Raw genomic sequence first — 17,075 nt, 5'->3', positions numbered from 1 at the left:
TTCTGCACTCGAGGCATTCGCCACCACATGAGCATACGGAGAAGATCATGACCATTCAGCCCGTCCCCGTCGACCCTCCCCAGCTGCACACGAGTCCGGCGTTCGCACAGGGCATGATCGCACCCGCCTGGCCGACGCTCTACGTCGGCGGCCAGAACGGGACCGACAGCACGGGCGCCCTGCTCGACGGGCTCGGGCCGCAGACGGAGCAGGCCCTGCGCAACGTGCTCGCCGTGCTCGCCGAAGCCGGAACCGGCCCGGAGAACGTGGTCAAATTGACGATCTATCTCGCCGCGGGCATCGATCCGGCCGACGCCTATGCGGCGACGGGCACGGTGTGGGGAAACCGGCGCACCGCCGTCACCGTGCTCGCTGTGACTCCCGCTCGACCCGGTGCTCTCGTCGAGATCGACGCGGTGGCCGCGATCCCCGCACGGTGAGCAGCCGGTGTCGGTGCCCGCCCGTACGATTCTTCCAGCACCGCGCTCACGCGCCCTTCCCCATCGCCGAGCTGCGGCAGCCCGGCAATGCCCCCAGCTCCCCGAGACGCCGATGCTGCCCAGCCCGCGCTAGCCCGCGCTGCTCAGTCAGCCCGGCTCAATCCCAGGCGCTCGGCGCAGGGTCTTTCGTCGACGGCAGTGAGACATCCGCCGACCAGCGCACCATCCACTCTTCGATCCGCGCGTTCTCCGGCATTCCACCCACCGCGTCGATGAGTTCGTCGATCGAGACCGATCCCCCGGACTTCTTGAGAAAACGGCCGCGGATGTGGGCCTTCGTATAGATCTCGCCCTTCACAACGATGCGCTGCTCGATGAAGACCGAGCGGTCGTCGAAGCCGATCACCCGCGACTCCACGGTGAACCGCTGCCACAGTTTCAGGGACTTGCGAAACGAGATCGTCTCGTTCCTGACCACCGGGTACCAGCCCCGCTCGGTGAAGATGTCCCAGAGCCCACTCCTGATCAGCAGATCGAAACGACCGAGGTCGAAGATCGAGAGATACACACCGTTGTTCATGTGCATCATCAGATCGAGATCTGTCGGCAGCGTGGTCAAGCGAATACGCCCGACATCGTAGTGGCCGAGGGCCCGGCCACGTCTCATGCGTCTGCGGGCGAGCCAGAACGTCAGGATCGTGCGAAACATCATGTGCATTCACGGATGTTATCCCGCCCGTCGGCACCACGGCATCCGCCCTGTAGATGCGCGACAATCAGGGCACAGTCTCACGCAGCGACACCCGACGTCGAAGAACAGCTGCGCAGCAGGCAAAAGTCACGGGGCTAGGACGATTCCCGCGAATTCATCCTCGTCTCGCGGCGAGCTCTACCCTCCCGCTGGTGAGGATCGAGCTGTCTGCAGGTGGCGCTCGTCGGGCCCGTTGTACTCGGACAATGGCCGGATCAGCGCATTGGATGCCGCCTGCTCGGCGATGTGGGCCGTCCAGCCGACAACACGAGAGGCGACGAACAGCGGTGTGAACTGCAGCGTGTCGAACCCCATCAGGCTGTACGCCGGGCCAGAGGGATAGTCGAGGTTCGGCTTGATGTTCTTGCGAGACACCATCGCCTCTTCGAGGGTCGTATAGAGATCGAGCAGATCTGGCCGATCGTAGTGCTCCACCAGCTCTTTGAGCGCGGCCTCCATCGTCGGCACCCGCGAGTCGCCGTTCTTGTAGACACGGTGCCCGAAACCCATGATCTTGCGCTTCTCGGCGAGCGCGTTCTCGAGCCAGGCCTCGGCCTTCGAGGCCTCGCCGATCTCGTCGAAGGTGTGCATCACCGCCTCGTTGGCTCCGCCGTGCAGAGGGCCCTTCAGCGCTCCGATGCCCGCGACCACCGCCGAATAGAGGTCGCTCATCGTCGAGGTCACCACACGCGCGGTGAACGTCGACGCGTTGAAAGAGTGCTCGGCATACAGAATCATCGACACGGTGAACGCCTTCTCGACGACCGGCGCGGGCTCTTCGCCGAAGGTCATCCAGAGAAAGTTGGCCGAGTAGCCGAGGTCGTCGCGCGGCGGAACGATGCCCTGCCCACGACGGCGACGCTGGTCGTATGCGACGATGGCGGGCAGCTGCGCGAACAGGTAGGTCGCCCTGCCCTCGTTGAGTCTGAGGTCTGACACCCCGTTCTCGTGATTGAGGGTCGGGTCGGTGGCTCCGACAACGCTCACGGCCGTACGCACGACATCCATCGGATGCGCGTCGAGCGGCAACTCGTCGATGATCCTCTTGGTGCGCGGGTCGAGAGGCCGCAGCGAGCGCTCGAGCTTCTCGAACTCGGCGAGCTCGGAGTCGGTCGGGAGCTCGCCGTGCCAGAGCAGGCAGGCGACCTGCTCGAAGGAGCAGCTCGCCGCGAGTTCTTGCACGGGGTACCCGCGATACAGCAGTGAGTTCGTCTCGGGATTGACCTTTGAGATCGCTGTGTGGTCGACGACCACACCTGCGAGGCCCTTTTTGATCTGGGGCGTGGCCCCTGGTGCGAGGTCGGCAACGGTCATGGTCTGCTCCTTTGCGCGCTTGTCGGATCGGCCGGTCATACGGCGTGCGACGCTCGACGTGATGCGACGCTCGATTCCTCTGAACCCGTTGTGTGGGTACAGGCATGACTCTACCGATCGAGGTCGGATAGCGCTAAGCGCGTGCGGGCTCGTTCCGACGGAATCCTTACGCGGTCTTGACATTGGCGTAGTCTGTGCGACCCTTGGTATAGGCACGCGTGGTGAATAACTGGGGTTGCAGCCGCCGCTGCCGAACTGCGTAGCAGCCGCGTCCTCACGAAAGAAGCGCCTGCCTTATGCTCAGATCAGCGGATCGACCCGGTATCACACGCTCGGCCATCTGGCTGAGCCTCGCCGTTCTCGCGGCACTGACCCTCGCCTTCGCCGGCGGCGCCCGCGCCCATGCGGCCGGGCTCCCCGGAGGCGCCGACTACCTCGGCAGCGCGGCCGGTTATGCAGTGCTCGGCGCCGCAACGGTCACCAACACCGGACCCACGGTCATCAACGGAGACCTCGGGGTTCACCCGGGCACCGCGGTCGTCGGGTTCGGCATCCCCGGTGGTGGCACCGTGAACGGCGAGACCCATGCGGCCGATGCCGACGCGCTCGCCGCGCGGAACGAACTCATCGCCGCGTACACGACCGCTGCAGGCATGACGCCCACACAGGACGATGTCGGCACGGGTGACCTGACCGGCAGCGAGTTCACGGCCGGTGTCTACTCATCAGCGAGTTCGCTGCTGAACAGCGGAACGATCACCCTCGTCGGAGACGCCGACGACGTCTTCGTGTTCCAGGCGGGCAGCACTCTCACCATGGGGACCGGGAGCACCATCGCTCTCAGCGGCGAGGTGCAGGCGTGCAACGTCTTCTGGCAGATCGGCAGCTCCGCAACGCTCAATGCCAATACAACGTTCGTCGGAACGATCATGGCGAGCGCATCGATCAGTGTGCTCAACGCCGCGACGATCGAGGGGCGCCTTCTGGCCGGCGCCGGCGCGGAAACCGGTGCCGTGACCCTCATCAACGACACCGTCACCGTTCCCACCTGTGATGAAGACGGCGACGCAGATACCGACGCCGACACCGACACCGATGCGGCCACCGACACCGACGCCGACGCCGACGTGGATGCTGCCACCGACGTGGACACTGACGCCGACGTCGACACTGCCACCGACGTCGACACTGCCACCGACGTCGACGGCAACGTGGACACCGATGCCGCCGTGGACACCGACGGCAACACAGACACAGACGCCACAGACACGGACGCCGCAGACACAGACAACAGCACGGGCGCAGACGCCGATAGCAACCCGGAAGACGAACTGGCCGCGACGGGCACAGACGCCAGCAGCATGCTGCTCGTGACAGTGATCCTCACGGGTCTCGGAGTTCTGACGCTGGCGGTCTCCCGCTCGGCAAGGAACACCCGGCGGTAGCGCTAAGCACAGCTGATCTCTCGAATCGTGGCGCCCGCCGGTGCCTGGCGGATGCCAGGGGCCGGCGGGCGTCAGCGGCCCCGGGTGTCAGCGGCCGGCGGGTGTCAGCGCTCCACGGTGAAATTGAAGACCGACGTGTCGAAGTGGTTGTATCCCTCGTAGTCGATCAGGTCATAGAGTTCGGCGCGATGCTGCATCTCATCGAGTTTCGAGGCGAGCGCGCCCTGCTCGTTGAGAGTGTCGAGGGCCCGCTCCGTGGCCCCCATCGCGATGCGCAGCATCGACACCGGCCAGATGACGATGTTGACGCCGACGTCCGCGAGCTGGTCGGTGGTGAAGAGCTCGCTCTTCCCGAACTCCGTTACGTTCGCCAGAATCGGCACGTCGACAGCCTTGCGGATCGCCTCGAACTCGCCCAGGTCGCGCATCGCCTCGGGAAAGATCGCGTCGGCGCCCGCATCGACGAGCTTCTTCGCGCGGTCGATAGCCGCATCGAGCCCGTCGACGGCGCGGATGTCTGTGCGCGCCATGATGAGAAAGTTCGGGTCGCGCCTCGCATCGGTCGCCGCACGGATGCGCTTCAGCGCCGTCGACTCATCGACGACCTGCTTGCCGTCGAGGTGCCCACAGCGCTTGGGATTGACCTGGTCCTCGATGTGTGTGCCGGCGAGACCGGCATCCTCGAGCTCTTGGATCGTGCGCGCGACGTTCATCGGCTCGCCGAAGCCGGTGTCGGCATCCACGATGGCGGGCAGCTCGGTCATCCGCGCGATCTGCTTCGCGCGTCCGGCGACTTCGCTGAGGGTGGTCAGGCCGATGTCGGGCAACCCGAGGTCGGCGCTGAGCACAGCACCGGAGATGTAGACACCGTCGAAGCCTTTGCGCTCGATCAGCCTCGCCGACAGCGGGTTGAACGCCCCGGGGAACCGCAGGGTCTGACCGGTGCCGAGCCGCTCGCGGAACAGGCGGCGTTTCTCACCGGCGGGTGTGCGTGCGTAGAGCATTTCTCTCCTTCTCAAGACTCAGGTGTGCACAACTTCGGAACCTTCCGCTGTGACGACGCCCAGGCGGCCGATTCGAGCCGCGATGCATCAGATCTCCGACGTTGTGCACGGTGGCCGGACTAGAACAGTCCGCGCGGCGGTTCGACCGATGCGAGCACCCCTGGCGCCGCCTGGATGGTGAGTCCGCGCACCTCGTTCGCCGTGAGGTGCGGCAGACGCTCGGCGAGCGCGAGAAAACTCTCGATCTCTTCTGGTTCGAGCACGTGCGCCGCGAGCGTGCGGAACTTGTGCACATAGTCCGCACGTGCAAACGGCCGTGCTCCGAGCGGATGCGCATCGGCGACGGCTATCTCGTCGACGATCGTCTCGCCGTTCTCGAGCTCGATCTCGACCCGGCCGCCGAAGGCCTTCTCGGTGATGTCTGCAGAGTGGTACCTGCGGGTCCACTCGGGGTCTTCGACCGTCGTGACGCGGTTCCACAGGTCGATGGTGTCTGCACGCCCCGCGCGCTCCGGGGTGTAGGAGTCGACGTGGTGCCAGCGGCCGTCCTGCAGGGCGACGGTGAAGATGTAGGGAATCGAGTGGTCGAGCGTCTCGCGCGACGCCGTCGGGTCGTACTTCTGCGGGTCGTTCGCCCCGGAGCCGATCACGTAGTGGGTGTGGTGCGAGGTGTGGATGACCACGCTCGCGATCGCTCCGGGCTCGAGAAGGACCGGATGCTCGCGGTGCAGCCTGCGGCCCAGATCGATCCAGGCCTGCGCCTGGTACTCGGCCGAGTGCTCCTTGGTGTAGCTGTCGAGGATGGCGCGTTTCGCTTCACCCGGTTCGGGCAGTGGAACCTCATAGGAGGCATCAGGGCCATCGAGCAGCCAGGCGATCACCCCGTCTTCGCCCTCCCAGATGGGCTCCGGGGAGGTCTGCCCGCGCATCGCGCGATCAACGGCCTCGATGGCCATCTTGCCCGCGAAGGCGGGGGCGTGCGCCTTCCACGTCGAGATCTGGCCCTTGCGAGACTGCCGGGTGGCCGTTGTGGTGTGCAGCGCCTGCCCGACCGCTTGGAAGATCACCTCTGAGGAGAGGTACAGCATCGTGCCGATGCCTGCAGCTGCCGACGGGCCAAGGTGGGCGACGTGGTCGATCCTGTGCTTGTGCAGGCTGATCGCCTTCGCCAGGTCGATCTGGATCTCATAACCGGTGACGATCCCCCGCACGAGGTCCGCCCCATTGGCGCCTGCGTGCTGTGCAACAGCGATCAGGGGCGGAATGTTGTCACCCGGATGCGAGTACTCGGCGGCGAGGAACGTGTCGTGGTAGTCGAGCTCTCGCACGGCCACGCCATTGGCCCACGCTGCCCATTCGGGGCTCACACGACGCGCGGCATCCCGGCCGAAAATGGTCGACCCGTCGCCGCCCGTTGTGACCGGGTGCGCCTCGGCCTGCGAGCGCGCGGCGACGACCGGTCCGCGGGTGAGCGATGCGGCTGCCACCGCCGCATTGTCGATGACCCGGTTGATCACCATCTCGGTGGCCTCGTCGGTCACAGCGACCTCGTCGGTCGCGACCTCGGCGATCGCCCACGCGAGCTGACCCTCGCGCTCGAGATTCTCGTCACTTCGATGGGTGCGCAGGTGGTGGTGTCTCATGCTGTTCCTTCCGGCTGGGAGTGTGGGGCCGTCTCCGTGCCGATGGTCTCGAGCAGGTTCGACAGGCTCTTGCGCAGGTGCACGGCGGTCGCCTGCGCGGCGAGAGTCTCGTCGCGAGCGATGATCGCGTCGACGATGAGCAGGTGTTCGCCGACGGACTCGGCCAGGCGAAGCGGGTTGTTGTGCGCGAACCGCCTGGCTCGCGCCAGGTGGCCGCTCATCCTGTTCAGTGCACCGAGCAGGTGGGCGCTTGCCATGGCCTGCGCGATCGCAGCGTCCAGACGAGAGACGAGTGAGTAATAGGCGTCGACGGATGCCGCGGTGGCGTTCTCCGCGACGTCACGGGTGGTCGAGAGCAGATCGCCGCGCAGCCCCTCGAACACGGCGGCGTCACGCCGGCGAGCAGCGAGACGTGCCGCCTGGGTCTCCAGTGCCTCTCTGAGCTCGAAGAGCTCGATGAGGCTGGCCGGTGAGACCCCGGTCACCACACCGGCACGCCCGCGCGTGACGTGGACGAGGCCTTCGGCTGCGAGGCGGGTGATGGCCTCGCGCAGCGGGGTGCGCGAGATGCCGAGTCGTGCGGACTGCTCGTTCTCGGCGAGCACGGCGCCCGGTGCGAGACGCCACTGAAGAATGTCTTCTTTCAGCGCTTCATAAGCCCTGTCGCTGGCACGCACGGATGCCATTATACGCGTCAGCGAACACCTAGGTATACCTGAGCGGGTAATGAGCGCCCGATTCATGACTCAACGCCGGCCCGGGTATACCGTATGGCTGCATAAGCTGGTGCATCAGAGAAAGATGTCGGGAAAGAGGTCTTTCTCATCGACCCCCGGCGAGTATTTGGCGAGGTCGGTGACACCGGCATCCGCCAGCACGTCTTCGACGATGAGCGACCGGCCGGTGTACTCACGCGCCGGCTTGATGAGAACCTCATACGCGGCATCCGCATAGATCTCAGGCGTTCGGCTCTTCGCCATCAGCGCATCACCCCCGAGAATGTTGCCGACCGCAGCCGTTCTGATCGTCGTCCGCGGCCAGAGGGTGTTCGCCGCGATGCCGTCAGGGGCGAACTCGGCGGCGATGCCGAGTGTCGCGAGCGACATGCCGTACTTCGCAAGTGTGTAGCCGGTGTGCGCGCCGAGCCACCTGGGATCGAGGTTGATCGGCGGGCTGAGCGACAGGATGTGCGCGTTCTCTGACTCTTTCAGCTGCGGGATCGCGGCACGCGTCAGCATGAACGTGCCGCGCATGTTGACGTCTTGCATCAGGTCGAACCGCTTCGGCTCGAGATCGAGTGTGTGCGAGAGGTTCAACACGCTCGCATTGTTGACGACGATGTCGATGCCGCCGAAGGCTCCGACGGTCTCGATGACCGCTCGAGTGATGTCGTCGTCGTTGCGCACATCGCCGCGCACGGGCAGTGCCCGCCCGCCCGCATCCCTGATCTGCTCTGCGGCCGTGTGGATCGTGCCCTCGAGCCGTGGGTCGGGAGTATCGGTTTTGGCGAGCATGGCGATGTTCGCCCCGTCACGCGCCGCGCGCAGGGCGATGGCGAGGCCGATTCCGCGGCTTCCTCCAGACATCAGGATGGTCTTGCCCGCGAGCGGTGCGTTCATGCGGATGCCCTCTTTCGTGCGAGTTGAACGGGTTCGGTGGGTGAAGCGGATGTTACCGGCCGGCAGAGCGGGCGGCGAACGCGGCGATCCTCTCGTGAGCCGCGGGGCTCGCCAGCGACGCGGCTATCGTTCGCGCCTCATCGTCGAGCGAGTCCCGGTAGTCACGGAAAGGCGACGCCCTCAGCAGTCTCTTGGCCTGGCCGAACGCATCCGTCGCCCCCGCGAGCCAGTGGTCGGCGACGACGTAGGCACGCGCCGAGAGTTCGTGAGCCGGAACCACCTCGGTGATCAAGCCCCACTCGAGTGCCTCGGCGGCCGTGAGAGAGCGGTCGCTCAGCATGAGTTCGAGTGCTCGCCGCATTCCGACGGCCTCTGGAAGCAGGGTCGACACCCCGCAGTCGGGAGTGAGACCGATGTCCGCGTATTTCGAGACGAAACGGGCGTGTCCGCTCGCCACGATGTAGTCGGCGACGAGCATAAACCCGAGGCCGCCGCCGGCGACAGCACCCTGCACGGCTGCGACGATCGGCTTGGGCGTCTCGCGCAGAATGCGGTGACCGTTGTGGATCACGTCGGCGAGTTCAGCGATCAGCCGCGCTCCGCCGCTGCCCGTCGAGGGGTCGGCCCCAGATCCGCCCGCCATCTGCGCGAACGCCATAACGTCTCCACCCGCGCAGAACGCAGGTCCCAGTGCGTCGAGCAGCACGACTTGCACCTCGTCGCTCTCGGCGATCTCGGTTGCGATCTCACACCACGCGCGCGCAGCGCTCTCGTCGATGGCGTTGAGGCTGTCCGGGCGGTTGAGGGTGACGCGGGCGAGGCCGTCACTCACCTCGCAGAGGATGCTGTCGGTCACACCGTGTCCTTCCTCGGTCCGGTTCTCGTCACAACACCGTGACGAGAACGCGCCGTGGCGCACTTGCGAGCCTATGGCTCCCACGCCCGCGGTACCAGTGCCGTCGGCAGACTTGTTCGCGATGCTGCATCGACAGCATCACCGAGCGCACGGGCTGTGGGCGGCGCACAAGTGCACGCGCAGGCCCGCTTCGGCCCTCCCCCATACCGGAGTGCGGAGCCGAGGCGCGGAGCCGGAACGCGTCAGCGCGTTGCGCCGCCGAAGATCCCCGTGCCCGTGATCTGCGCGCGGCCCAGCGCATGAAAATGCAGGTTGAATCCGAGCGCCGCCGGTGTGGACGAGGGGTCGATGCCGAGTTTCTCGACATCGACCGCGTGCACGATGAAGAGGTACCGATGCACTCCGGTTCCGTCTGGCGGGTTCGCGCCCTGGAAGAACGCGCTGCGCGACTCGTTCGGCAGCGTCACGGCTCCCTCTGGCAGGGAGCCCGTGCTCTGAGCCCCGGCGCCGGACGGCAGCGACGTCACAGACGCCGGAATGTCGAAGACCGCCCAGTGCCAGTAGCCCGACCCGGTGGGAGCATCCGGGTCGTAACACGTCACGGCGAAACTTCTGGTTCCCTCCGGTGCTCTTGACCAGCTGAGCTGCGGCGACACGTCGTCGCCGCCTGCGGCCGCCGCGTACTGCGCGGCTCTGAGCGGCTGTCCGTGCGCGACGTCGTCGCTGGTGAGCGTGAACGACGGAACCTCCCCGAAACGAGCGTGGGGGTCGAAATCGACATCGATATCATTCGGCATGTGTGCGCCCTCATCTGTATCAGCGGTCACGAGCTTCTGCGCCACCAGCCTAGGCACCCTGTGGCCGTACGGCCAGGTCACCTCGGGCATCCACCACCTGCCCGGGTAAAATCACGGGGTGGCCATCTCGAAGATCCTTCTCTATTACGTCTTCACTCCACTGGCCGACCCAGACGCCATCAGGCTCTGGCAGCGAGACCTGTGTGAATCCCCTGAGCCTGCGCGGACGCATCCTCGTCTCGAAGCACGGCATCAACGGAACCGTCGGCGGCGAGCTGGATGCCGTCAAAAGGTATCTGCGCACGACACGCGAGTACCCGGCGTTCAAGCACCTCGACCCGAAGTGGTCTGAGGGCACCGGGGTCGATGACAACGGCTACAGCGTCGATTTTCCCAAGCTCGTGGTGAAGGTGCGCGACGAGCTCGTGTCGTTCGGTGCCCCGGAGGAGCTGCGCGTCGACGCGAACGGCGTTGTGGGAGGCGGCATCCCGCTCGATCCGGAGCAACTGCACAAGCTCGTCGACGAGCGCGGCGACGAGGTCGTGTTCTTCGACGGCCGCAACGCGTTCGAGGCTGAGATCGGCCGGTTCAAGGATGCCGTCGTTCCAGATGTGAGCAACACCAGAGAGTTCGTCCAGGCACTCGAGAGCGGTGCGTACGACCATCTCAAAGACAAACCGGTTGTCACCTACTGCACCGGGGGCATCCGGTGCGAGGTCCTGAGCGGGCTGATGGCGTCGCGTGGCTTCGGCGAGGTCTACCAGCTCGACGGCGGCATCGTGCGATACGGCGAGACCTTCGGCGATGACGGGCTCTGGCAGGGGTCGCTTTACGTTTTCGACAAGCGGATGTCGGTCGACTTCTCTGACCACACCGCGGTGATCGGCAGGTGTTACGTCTGCGACGCGGCATCCAAGCGGATGCTCAACTGCGCGGATCCGTCCTGCCGGGTTCAGCTCGTCGTCTGCGATGAGCACAGCAGCGCGCCGTCCTGCGAGGAACACGCGGCTGAGCCGGTCTGACGTGTTCACAGCAAACTCCGAGACGCCGCATAGCAAAGAGGGGCACTCTACGAGTTCACGACATGTGGAGGCCGATGTGGCACAGGTCAGATTGCCCGAAGGTCGCCAGTATGCGGTGACGTGGGGGATTCCGGACAGCTTCGGGGGCATGACCGGGGCGATGTTGCAGCGCTCGCGAGCGTTCGTGCGGCTCGCTGACGTGTCGGTCGACGTGCTCACCTTCGACACACGGGCCGACTATCCCGCTCTCGACCGCCGGCTCCGCGACGAGGGTGAGCTCATCGACGGCATGCGTGTGCTCAATCTGTGGGACTGGGTGCGCGAGAATCCCGCTCGCATCGCAGACGTGCGCTCCGGCGGTGGCGGCAGCGCGAAGGCCGTCGCCGCCTTCGATCCGCTCGGCGAATCGCCCTCATTCGCCTCGGCGCTGCGCAACGGCCAGGAGATGAACCGTGTGCGCTATGCCGACGACGCGAGCACCGTGCTGCAGGTCGATCACTATCGCGCGGACGGCACTCTGGCCGCGAGCGACAGACGCGATGTCGCTGAACGTGGTGTCGCGGGTGGCCGATCCGTCGTGCTCTGCGACGAAAGGGGTGAACCGGTCCGCGGGTGGACGGGTGTGTGGACGTTCTATCGATGGTGGCTCGACGAACTGCGCGAGGGTGATCCGGCAACGTACATCGTCGACAGCAAGACCAGTGCGCGCTTTATGCTCGACTACCGCCGCGCACGGGTACTCACGATGCACGTGGTGCATGCGTCGCACCTGCAGGGGCCGCCGTCTGCACAGACCCTGCGGGCATCGCGGCGCACGGTGCTCGAGAACGCCGATCGCTTCGACGGGGTGGTGGTGCTGACCGAACGGCAGCGGCAGGATGCCGTGAGCGTCGTCCCAGCCGAGACCAACCTCGTGACGATCCCGAACAGCAGGGACGCGAGCGGCATGGGCAGCGAGAATCGTGCGGCTGGCACGGGGATCATGCTCTCGTCACTCGACGAGCGCAAACGCGTCCCGCACGCAGTCACCGCGATCATCGGCGCCCGCGAGCGCGGGAACGATGTGACTCTCGACGTCTATGGCGATGGACCGGAACGCAAACGGGTCGAGGCCGCGGCAGCCGGCGCCGGGGCATCCGTCACCCTGCACGGGTATCAGCGTGACGCCGCGACGAAGCTCAGGGAGGCGTCGTTCCTGCTCCTGACCTCAACGAGCGAGGGGCTTCCCCTGGTGCTCGTCGAGAGCATGGCAGCCGGGTGCATCCCGATCGCCTACGACATCGACTACGGCCCCTCTGACCTCATCGCAGACGGCGTCAACGGATTTCTGGTGCCGGCCGGTGACACCGATGCCCTCGCTCTCGCGATCGAACGCCTCCAGCGGATGCCGTCAGCCCAGCGCGCCGCCATGCGGCGCCGAGCGGCTCAGACCGCTGCGCGATTCTCAGACGAATCGGTCACCGCTCTCTGGGCGCGCGAACTCGATCGAGCAGCGATGAGGCGCGGCTTCCTGCCCGGCGCGCCAGTGCGTGCGATGGTCTTTCGACTGCGGCGTGGAATAGCCAGGCGAGCACAACGCTTGTGGGGACGGAAATGACGGCGACGAGCACCCAGTGTTCGTCGCCGAGCAGGAACGCGACTGTCGCGATGACGGGAACGTGCACAAGATAGAGGCTGAACGACACGCGGCCGAGCCAGCTCAGGGCACCGGAGCTGAGCACCCGTGTCACTGCGGGCGACCCGATCGCGACCACAACGAGTCCCGCGGCTCCGACACCGGAAAGTGCCCAGAATACCTGGCTCCATAACGAGCCGGCCGGAGCGATCGGGCGCGCGAGCCAGCTGAGCACGAGCAGCGTGAGTGAGACAAGGGTGGCGGGAAGCCAGACGCGCCAGCGAGCGCCGGCGTTCACCCGATCGGCCCAGGCCCGCACCTGCGCGAGGTTGGCGGCGAGCAATGTGCCGAGAAAAAACGTCGGCAGATACACGAGCGCGTCGATCTGGGTGAGCCGGCCGACCACCATGAGCGCGACGCTCAGCAGCACGGCGATCACCCGGAATCGGCGGACCGCAAGAGCGACGACGACGAACACCGGCAGGAGCACCGAGAAGATGATCTCCCAGCGCAGCGACCACAGGGGGTTGTTGATCGTGTAGCTCGGGGGCAGAAGCGATGCCTCATCGAGAAGGTGCTGCACGGTGATGGCATTCGCGTTGCGCTCGAGAAGCCAGCTCTCAGGTGCTGCAGACGACGCCGGTCGCGGCAGGGTGAGGATGAGTCCGGCCGCGAGCAGCAGCGCCCCCCACACCGGCAGGTACAGACGCAGCATACGGCTGGTGTAGTACGAGGCCCAGTCGATGGTTCCGGCGAAGGCGGGGAGCGTGACGACGAGTCCGCTCAGCACGAAGAAGACGAGCACACCCTCTGTGCCCGCGGTCACAACACGCAGGGGAGACTGCGTCATCCACTCCCACGCGCCGGTGCCGGTGTCGAGCGCAGGCCGGGCGACGAGGGTCAGGTGATAGATGACGACTATTGCCGCAGCAACGCCGCGCAGACCGTCGAGAGAGTGCAGTCGAGAGGTCTGCGACGCACGCTGTGCCCCCGGCCGGAGGTCCGCGCGGTGTGCGACGCCCGCCTGTCCACTGTTCATCTGCACAGAAGTGGCCATGTGTTCACGTTACGCCCAGCCGCTGAAACCCCAATACATACAAGCTGTGCCTCGAGTGTGCATCCCCTGCGGCGGTTCGGCGCACGGTGGACCCGGCTGTTCCTTCCACAGCCCGCCGAGGGGGGCGGGGAGCGCGGCCGGCGATCCACGCGGAATACGATTGTGACGAGCTGTTCCAGACCGTCCGCCCGCGCTCCTGAGCCGTGCAGCCTCAGGACGACGCTTTCACGTGGCGCTCGCGCTTGGGCTCGCGCTTGGCGAATTGCCGGGCAGACCGGCTCGACAGGGCGAGCAGAATCAGGATGTCACTGGCGAGCGTCGGCAGGGTGGTGCGCAGGGTGATCTCTGCGCCGTTGTTCCAGTAGTCGACGAAGGCGAGGGCGATGCTGATCGATGAGCCGAGCATCGCGATGAGCCGAGCCCAGTTGTGCCCGAGATAGACGAAGATCGCGAGTGCGAGAATCACGAGGAGCGCAACGGCGTACAGAGCGAGCAGCACGGTGAGCGTCAGGGACACCGTGGCTCTCTCGCTGCCTTCGATCCCTGCGTCGCTCTCAATGATCAGATTGTCGATGAAGGCCGCCGGGTTGAGGCTCGCCACCACAACGTAATAGACGCCGGCGAGAACACGAACGACAAGCAGAACGACACCCATGATCAGGGCGATGGGGCGCTTCACCGGTGAACGTCCTGTCGTATGGCAGCGGCATCCGCCGTCGTTGTGGATGGATCGCCGGCGGTGGGAACACGCACATTTCTGAGGTCGAGGATGGGCAGGTCGCCGTCGGTCTGGATGGTGTCTCCGCCGCCGTTGCGGGAGTGATACCCGGTCGAGAAGTCCCGGATGACGTCGAGGGCGACCGCGGCGTCCGCGGCAAGGAGGGTTTGCACGATGTGGTCGCGTTCGATGTCGGTGTCTGCGTCGATCTTGTGCGTGATCTGCAGGGTGAACAAAGACAACCCGACGGCGCGATCGAAGGTGCCGGCGGCGAGCCAGTCCACCCCGTGCCCGCCGGGCAGCAACCAGCCCTCCGGCGTCTTCCAGAACCGGACGTGGTGTCGTTTCGCCGGGTTTCCCGCGACCTCCTGCTGATATGCGTAGTCCTGCATACGTCCGAAGAGAAACAGCGGGCTGACCGGCGCCTCTGCATATGTTTTGCGCCTGAGGGTCGATGTGACGATACGGATGCTCGAGGCGAGCGTCACGGGGTCGGCTCTCGTCCAGCCTGCGGCGGCCATGGCGGTGTGGAGCTGATCGGTTGTGCCCTGCGCAGCGAGGTTGATGGGGTCGCCGAGCAGGCCGTCGCTCGTGCGCGCTCGCCCGATGAAATAACCGGGAACGTATAGCTGGGTGAGAATGCGATGCAACCGCGGCAGCACGAGATAGGCCAGCAGCACCCAGAAGGCGACCATCGAAACGATGCCGAGCCAGCCGAGGCTGAATGATTCGGTGAACACGAGGATGGCCAGCCAGACCGCGGCGACACCGCCGAACACGAAGAAGGCGTTGTCGACCATGGCGCTGAGCGAGAAGTTGCGTTTCTTCTTCGGCTCGTCGACCGCGGCACGATCTGTTGTGCCTCGGTTCCCGCCAGTGGATCCGGCCCCGGATGCTGCCATGAGTGTAGCTTCGCACGATGGCGGCAGTCGAGGGAACCTCGCGAGTGCGTTCTTCTGCGCGCGAGTGCGCGTTCTCCTGCGTCGAGGGAGACGTGGGTGTTGAGTGCGCGGTCTCCTGCGCGGGTCTCCTGCCAGTCCTCTGACGACGTTTCTCGCAGGGTCACCGAGACCCGGCAACCGGCACGGCATCGCTGTGGGTTTAGAAGGGTGGTTCTGTGGGGAGTTCTCGGGGTGGGGGGAGGAGGGCGTCGAGCAGTTCCCGTGCACGTGACGGCGGACGTGCGGGTGCGGGAGTGGGGAGCCTGTGTGCGGGGTAGGTGAAGTGGGTGTCTCCGTGGGGTGTGGACCATTCCAGCACCCCGTCTGCATGCTGGGTCACGTCCCACCGGGTGCGGTGTTTCACCGTGTGATGTTTGCGGCAGAGATGCGCGAGGTTCGTGAGCGCGGTCTGACCGCCGTGTTGCCAGTCAACAGTGTGATCGATGTCACTGTTCACGGCTTTGCGGTTGCAGCCCGGGAACCTGCAGGTTTGATCCCTGACGCGAAGGGCCCGCTTCAGGTCAGCGGGCACCGTGTAGGAGTCACGGCCGACAGAGAGAACCGCGCCGGTCTCGGGATGGGTGAGGATCCGGGTGAACGAGGACGCGTTCCCGGCAAGTCGTTTCGCGGTCTCCGGATCGATGGGCCCATACCCGTCCAGGATCGCGGGCTCGTCATCGAGATCAAGAAGAGTGAGCACGGGAACGGTGACCATGACCGTGGGCCGGATCGACAGACGCCGATCCCCGACCCCGAGCACCGCCCGAAACCCCGCCAACCCCTCACCAGCACCCTCACCCCCGTCATCTGCGCCTGCGGCTGACGCCGACAACACCGGCTCAGCCGGCAACGAATCGGCCGGCACTGTCGGCGCTGGTTCGGCCGGCACTGTTTCGGCCGGTTCACCCGTGGCCGGTGCCGGTGCCTGTTCGGTGAGGGGCCCGCCGGTGCCACCGAGGACATGCCCGGCGACGATCACATCAGCGAGCACATCAGCAGCGATCTGCTGGATCGTGCGACCATCCACCCCACCCGCACCCTCGTGCAGACTCCGCGCCGCAGCCATCGTCGCCGCGTGAAGCGAGGACACGATCTCCGCCGTGTGCTTCAACCCGAACCACGCCATCCCATCCGCCGCCGGACAGAACTCCACACCACGACCCCGTTCAGCCTTCACCCGGCGCTCACGGATCGTCTCCGGATGCAACCTCTCACGCAACACCCGCGCCGCCGTGCCGAACCGCGCCGACGTCATCGTCTTCGCGACCGGCAACACCCGCTCCTCGAACCCCGGCACCGCGTCATCGGGCAACGACCACACCTGATCAACGATCACCCTCGCATGCCGATAACCGATCTCCCCCGCAGCCAACGCAGCCCGAGTCAACGGCAACGACTCCTGCAACACACGAGCCTCCTCCACCAGCACACGCACCGACGACTCCGAAACCCGCATCGCCGCAGCCAGCTCCGCAATGAACGACCGATACCCCAGCTCATCCACCCGCGACCCCGACAGAACACCAGAATCCAACACCACCCCCGACGCAGTCTCTTCAGCACACCGCCTCGCCCGATCAAGCACCACCGCCCGCCGAAACTCAGCCCGAGCGACCTCACGATCAGCCTCGACAACCTCCGCGATCAAAACCGAAACCTCATCCGCACGACGCGCCGCAGCGGAACACACCCCGTCATCCGGAGAACCGGATCCCTCATCAGCGGCCATACCCCACACTACCACACATTCGAACATATGTTCTAGTCGCTTCGTGGGTGAAATCGGCGGATCTGCGAGATCAATGGGGGTAACCCGCCATCGATTTGGCCCGGTTCCAGGAGTGGCCTCCTCC

At 65.9% G+C, this 17,075-nt stretch carries 14 protein-coding genes and 2 pseudogenes; 4 read left to right on the top strand and 12 right to left on the bottom strand.

The window, feature by feature from the left end; genetic code table 11:
• The first annotated feature begins 47 nt into the window (after positions 1-47).
• Entirely contained in the window at positions 48-440 is a 393-nt protein-coding gene (locus ACYVF5_RS01655) for a RidA family protein (RefSeq protein WP_460942641.1), read from the top strand.
• 157 nt (positions 441-597) lie between these two features.
• On the opposite strand, the gene ACYVF5_RS01650 is transcribed toward ACYVF5_RS01655, so the two are convergent.
• Together ACYVF5_RS01650 and ACYVF5_RS01645 are read right to left on the bottom strand one after the other, a co-directional pair.
• Positions 598-1,158 carry an acyl-CoA thioesterase gene (locus ACYVF5_RS01650; protein ID WP_460942639.1) on the bottom strand — a complete coding sequence of 187 codons (561 nt, stop codon included), beginning with the start codon at positions 1,156-1,158 and terminating at the stop codon, positions 598-600.
• 171 nt (positions 1,159-1,329) lie between these two features.
• A complete protein-coding gene (locus ACYVF5_RS01645) occupies positions 1,330-2,505 on the bottom strand; it encodes a bifunctional 2-methylcitrate synthase/citrate synthase (RefSeq protein ID WP_460942637.1) in 1,176 nt (391 codons plus the stop codon).
• A gap of 296 nt (positions 2,506-2,801) precedes the next feature.
• Between ACYVF5_RS01645 and ACYVF5_RS01640 the strand changes: the two genes are divergently transcribed.
• Positions 2,802-3,950: an ice-binding family protein gene (locus tag ACYVF5_RS01640; RefSeq protein WP_460942635.1), complete on the top strand. Its 1,149-nt coding sequence runs from the start codon at positions 2,802-2,804 to the stop codon at positions 3,948-3,950.
• Between the two features lie 104 nt (positions 3,951-4,054).
• Here ACYVF5_RS01640 and prpB read toward each other — a convergent pair whose 3' ends face one another.
• From prpB to ACYVF5_RS01610, 6 genes are all read right to left on the bottom strand, one after another.
• Positions 4,055-4,954: a methylisocitrate lyase gene (gene prpB, locus ACYVF5_RS01635; RefSeq protein WP_460942633.1), complete on the bottom strand. Its 900-nt coding sequence runs from the start codon at positions 4,952-4,954 to the stop codon at positions 4,055-4,057.
• Between the two features lie 119 nt (positions 4,955-5,073).
• Positions 5,074-6,597: an MmgE/PrpD family protein gene (locus tag ACYVF5_RS01630; protein ID WP_460942631.1), complete on the bottom strand. Its 1,524-nt coding sequence runs from the start codon at positions 6,595-6,597 to the stop codon at positions 5,074-5,076.
• On the bottom strand, positions 6,594-7,283 hold the full coding sequence (locus ACYVF5_RS01625) for a GntR family transcriptional regulator (protein WP_460942629.1): 690 nt from the start codon (positions 7,281-7,283) through the stop codon (positions 6,594-6,596). Before ACYVF5_RS01625 ends, ACYVF5_RS01630 begins: the two co-directional genes overlap by 4 nt.
• Before the next feature lie 105 nt (positions 7,284-7,388).
• The gene (locus ACYVF5_RS01620) at positions 7,389-8,216 is read right to left on the bottom strand and encodes an SDR family oxidoreductase (protein WP_460942627.1); all 828 of its coding nucleotides are present in this window, start codon (positions 8,214-8,216) and stop codon (positions 7,389-7,391) included.
• A gap of 52 nt (positions 8,217-8,268) precedes the next feature.
• A complete protein-coding gene (locus ACYVF5_RS01615; RefSeq protein ID WP_460942625.1) occupies positions 8,269-9,072 on the bottom strand; it encodes an enoyl-CoA hydratase/isomerase family protein in 804 nt (267 codons plus the stop codon).
• Between the two features lie 242 nt (positions 9,073-9,314).
• Positions 9,315-9,869, bottom strand: coding sequence for a YbhB/YbcL family Raf kinase inhibitor-like protein (locus ACYVF5_RS01610; RefSeq protein ID WP_460942623.1), 555 nt, complete (start codon positions 9,867-9,869; stop codon positions 9,315-9,317).
• 118 nt (positions 9,870-9,987) lie between these two features.
• On the opposite strand from ACYVF5_RS01610, the pseudogene trhO reads away from it, so the two are divergent.
• Positions 9,988-10,891: pseudogene (trhO, locus tag ACYVF5_RS01605) on the top strand (oxygen-dependent tRNA uridine(34) hydroxylase TrhO).
• Positions 10,839-12,326: pseudogene (locus ACYVF5_RS01600) on the top strand (glycosyltransferase); the annotation flags it as partial. The pseudogenes trhO and ACYVF5_RS01600, both read left to right, overlap by 53 nt.
• 22 nt (positions 12,327-12,348) lie before the next feature.
• Here the strand turns inward: ACYVF5_RS01600 and ACYVF5_RS01595 are convergent.
• The 4 genes from ACYVF5_RS01595 to ACYVF5_RS01580 form a co-directional block, all read right to left on the bottom strand.
• Positions 12,349-13,563 carry an acyltransferase family protein gene (locus ACYVF5_RS01595; protein WP_460942621.1) on the bottom strand — a complete coding sequence of 405 codons (1,215 nt, stop codon included), beginning with the start codon at positions 13,561-13,563 and terminating at the stop codon, positions 12,349-12,351.
• A gap of 211 nt (positions 13,564-13,774) precedes the next feature.
• Positions 13,775-14,242, bottom strand: a complete 468-nt coding sequence (locus ACYVF5_RS01590) for a hypothetical protein (RefSeq protein WP_460942619.1) — start codon at positions 14,240-14,242, stop codon at positions 13,775-13,777.
• Positions 14,239-15,081 carry an LssY C-terminal domain-containing protein gene (locus tag ACYVF5_RS01585; RefSeq protein ID WP_460942940.1) on the bottom strand — a complete coding sequence of 281 codons (843 nt, stop codon included), beginning with the start codon at positions 15,079-15,081 and terminating at the stop codon, positions 14,239-14,241. Before ACYVF5_RS01585 ends, ACYVF5_RS01590 begins: the two co-directional genes overlap by 4 nt.
• 301 nt (positions 15,082-15,382) lie before the next feature.
• Positions 15,383-16,762 (bottom strand): HNH endonuclease signature motif containing protein, encoded by a 1,380-nt coding sequence (locus ACYVF5_RS01580; RefSeq protein WP_460942617.1) that lies wholly within the window; start codon positions 16,760-16,762, stop codon positions 15,383-15,385.
• Positions 16,763-17,075: the final 313 nt, after the last annotated feature.

It is taken from the genome of Okibacterium endophyticum (assembly GCF_054780075.1).
Note: the sequence above shows the minus strand (reverse complement) of the source record. Positions and strands in the feature narration are given on the sequence as shown.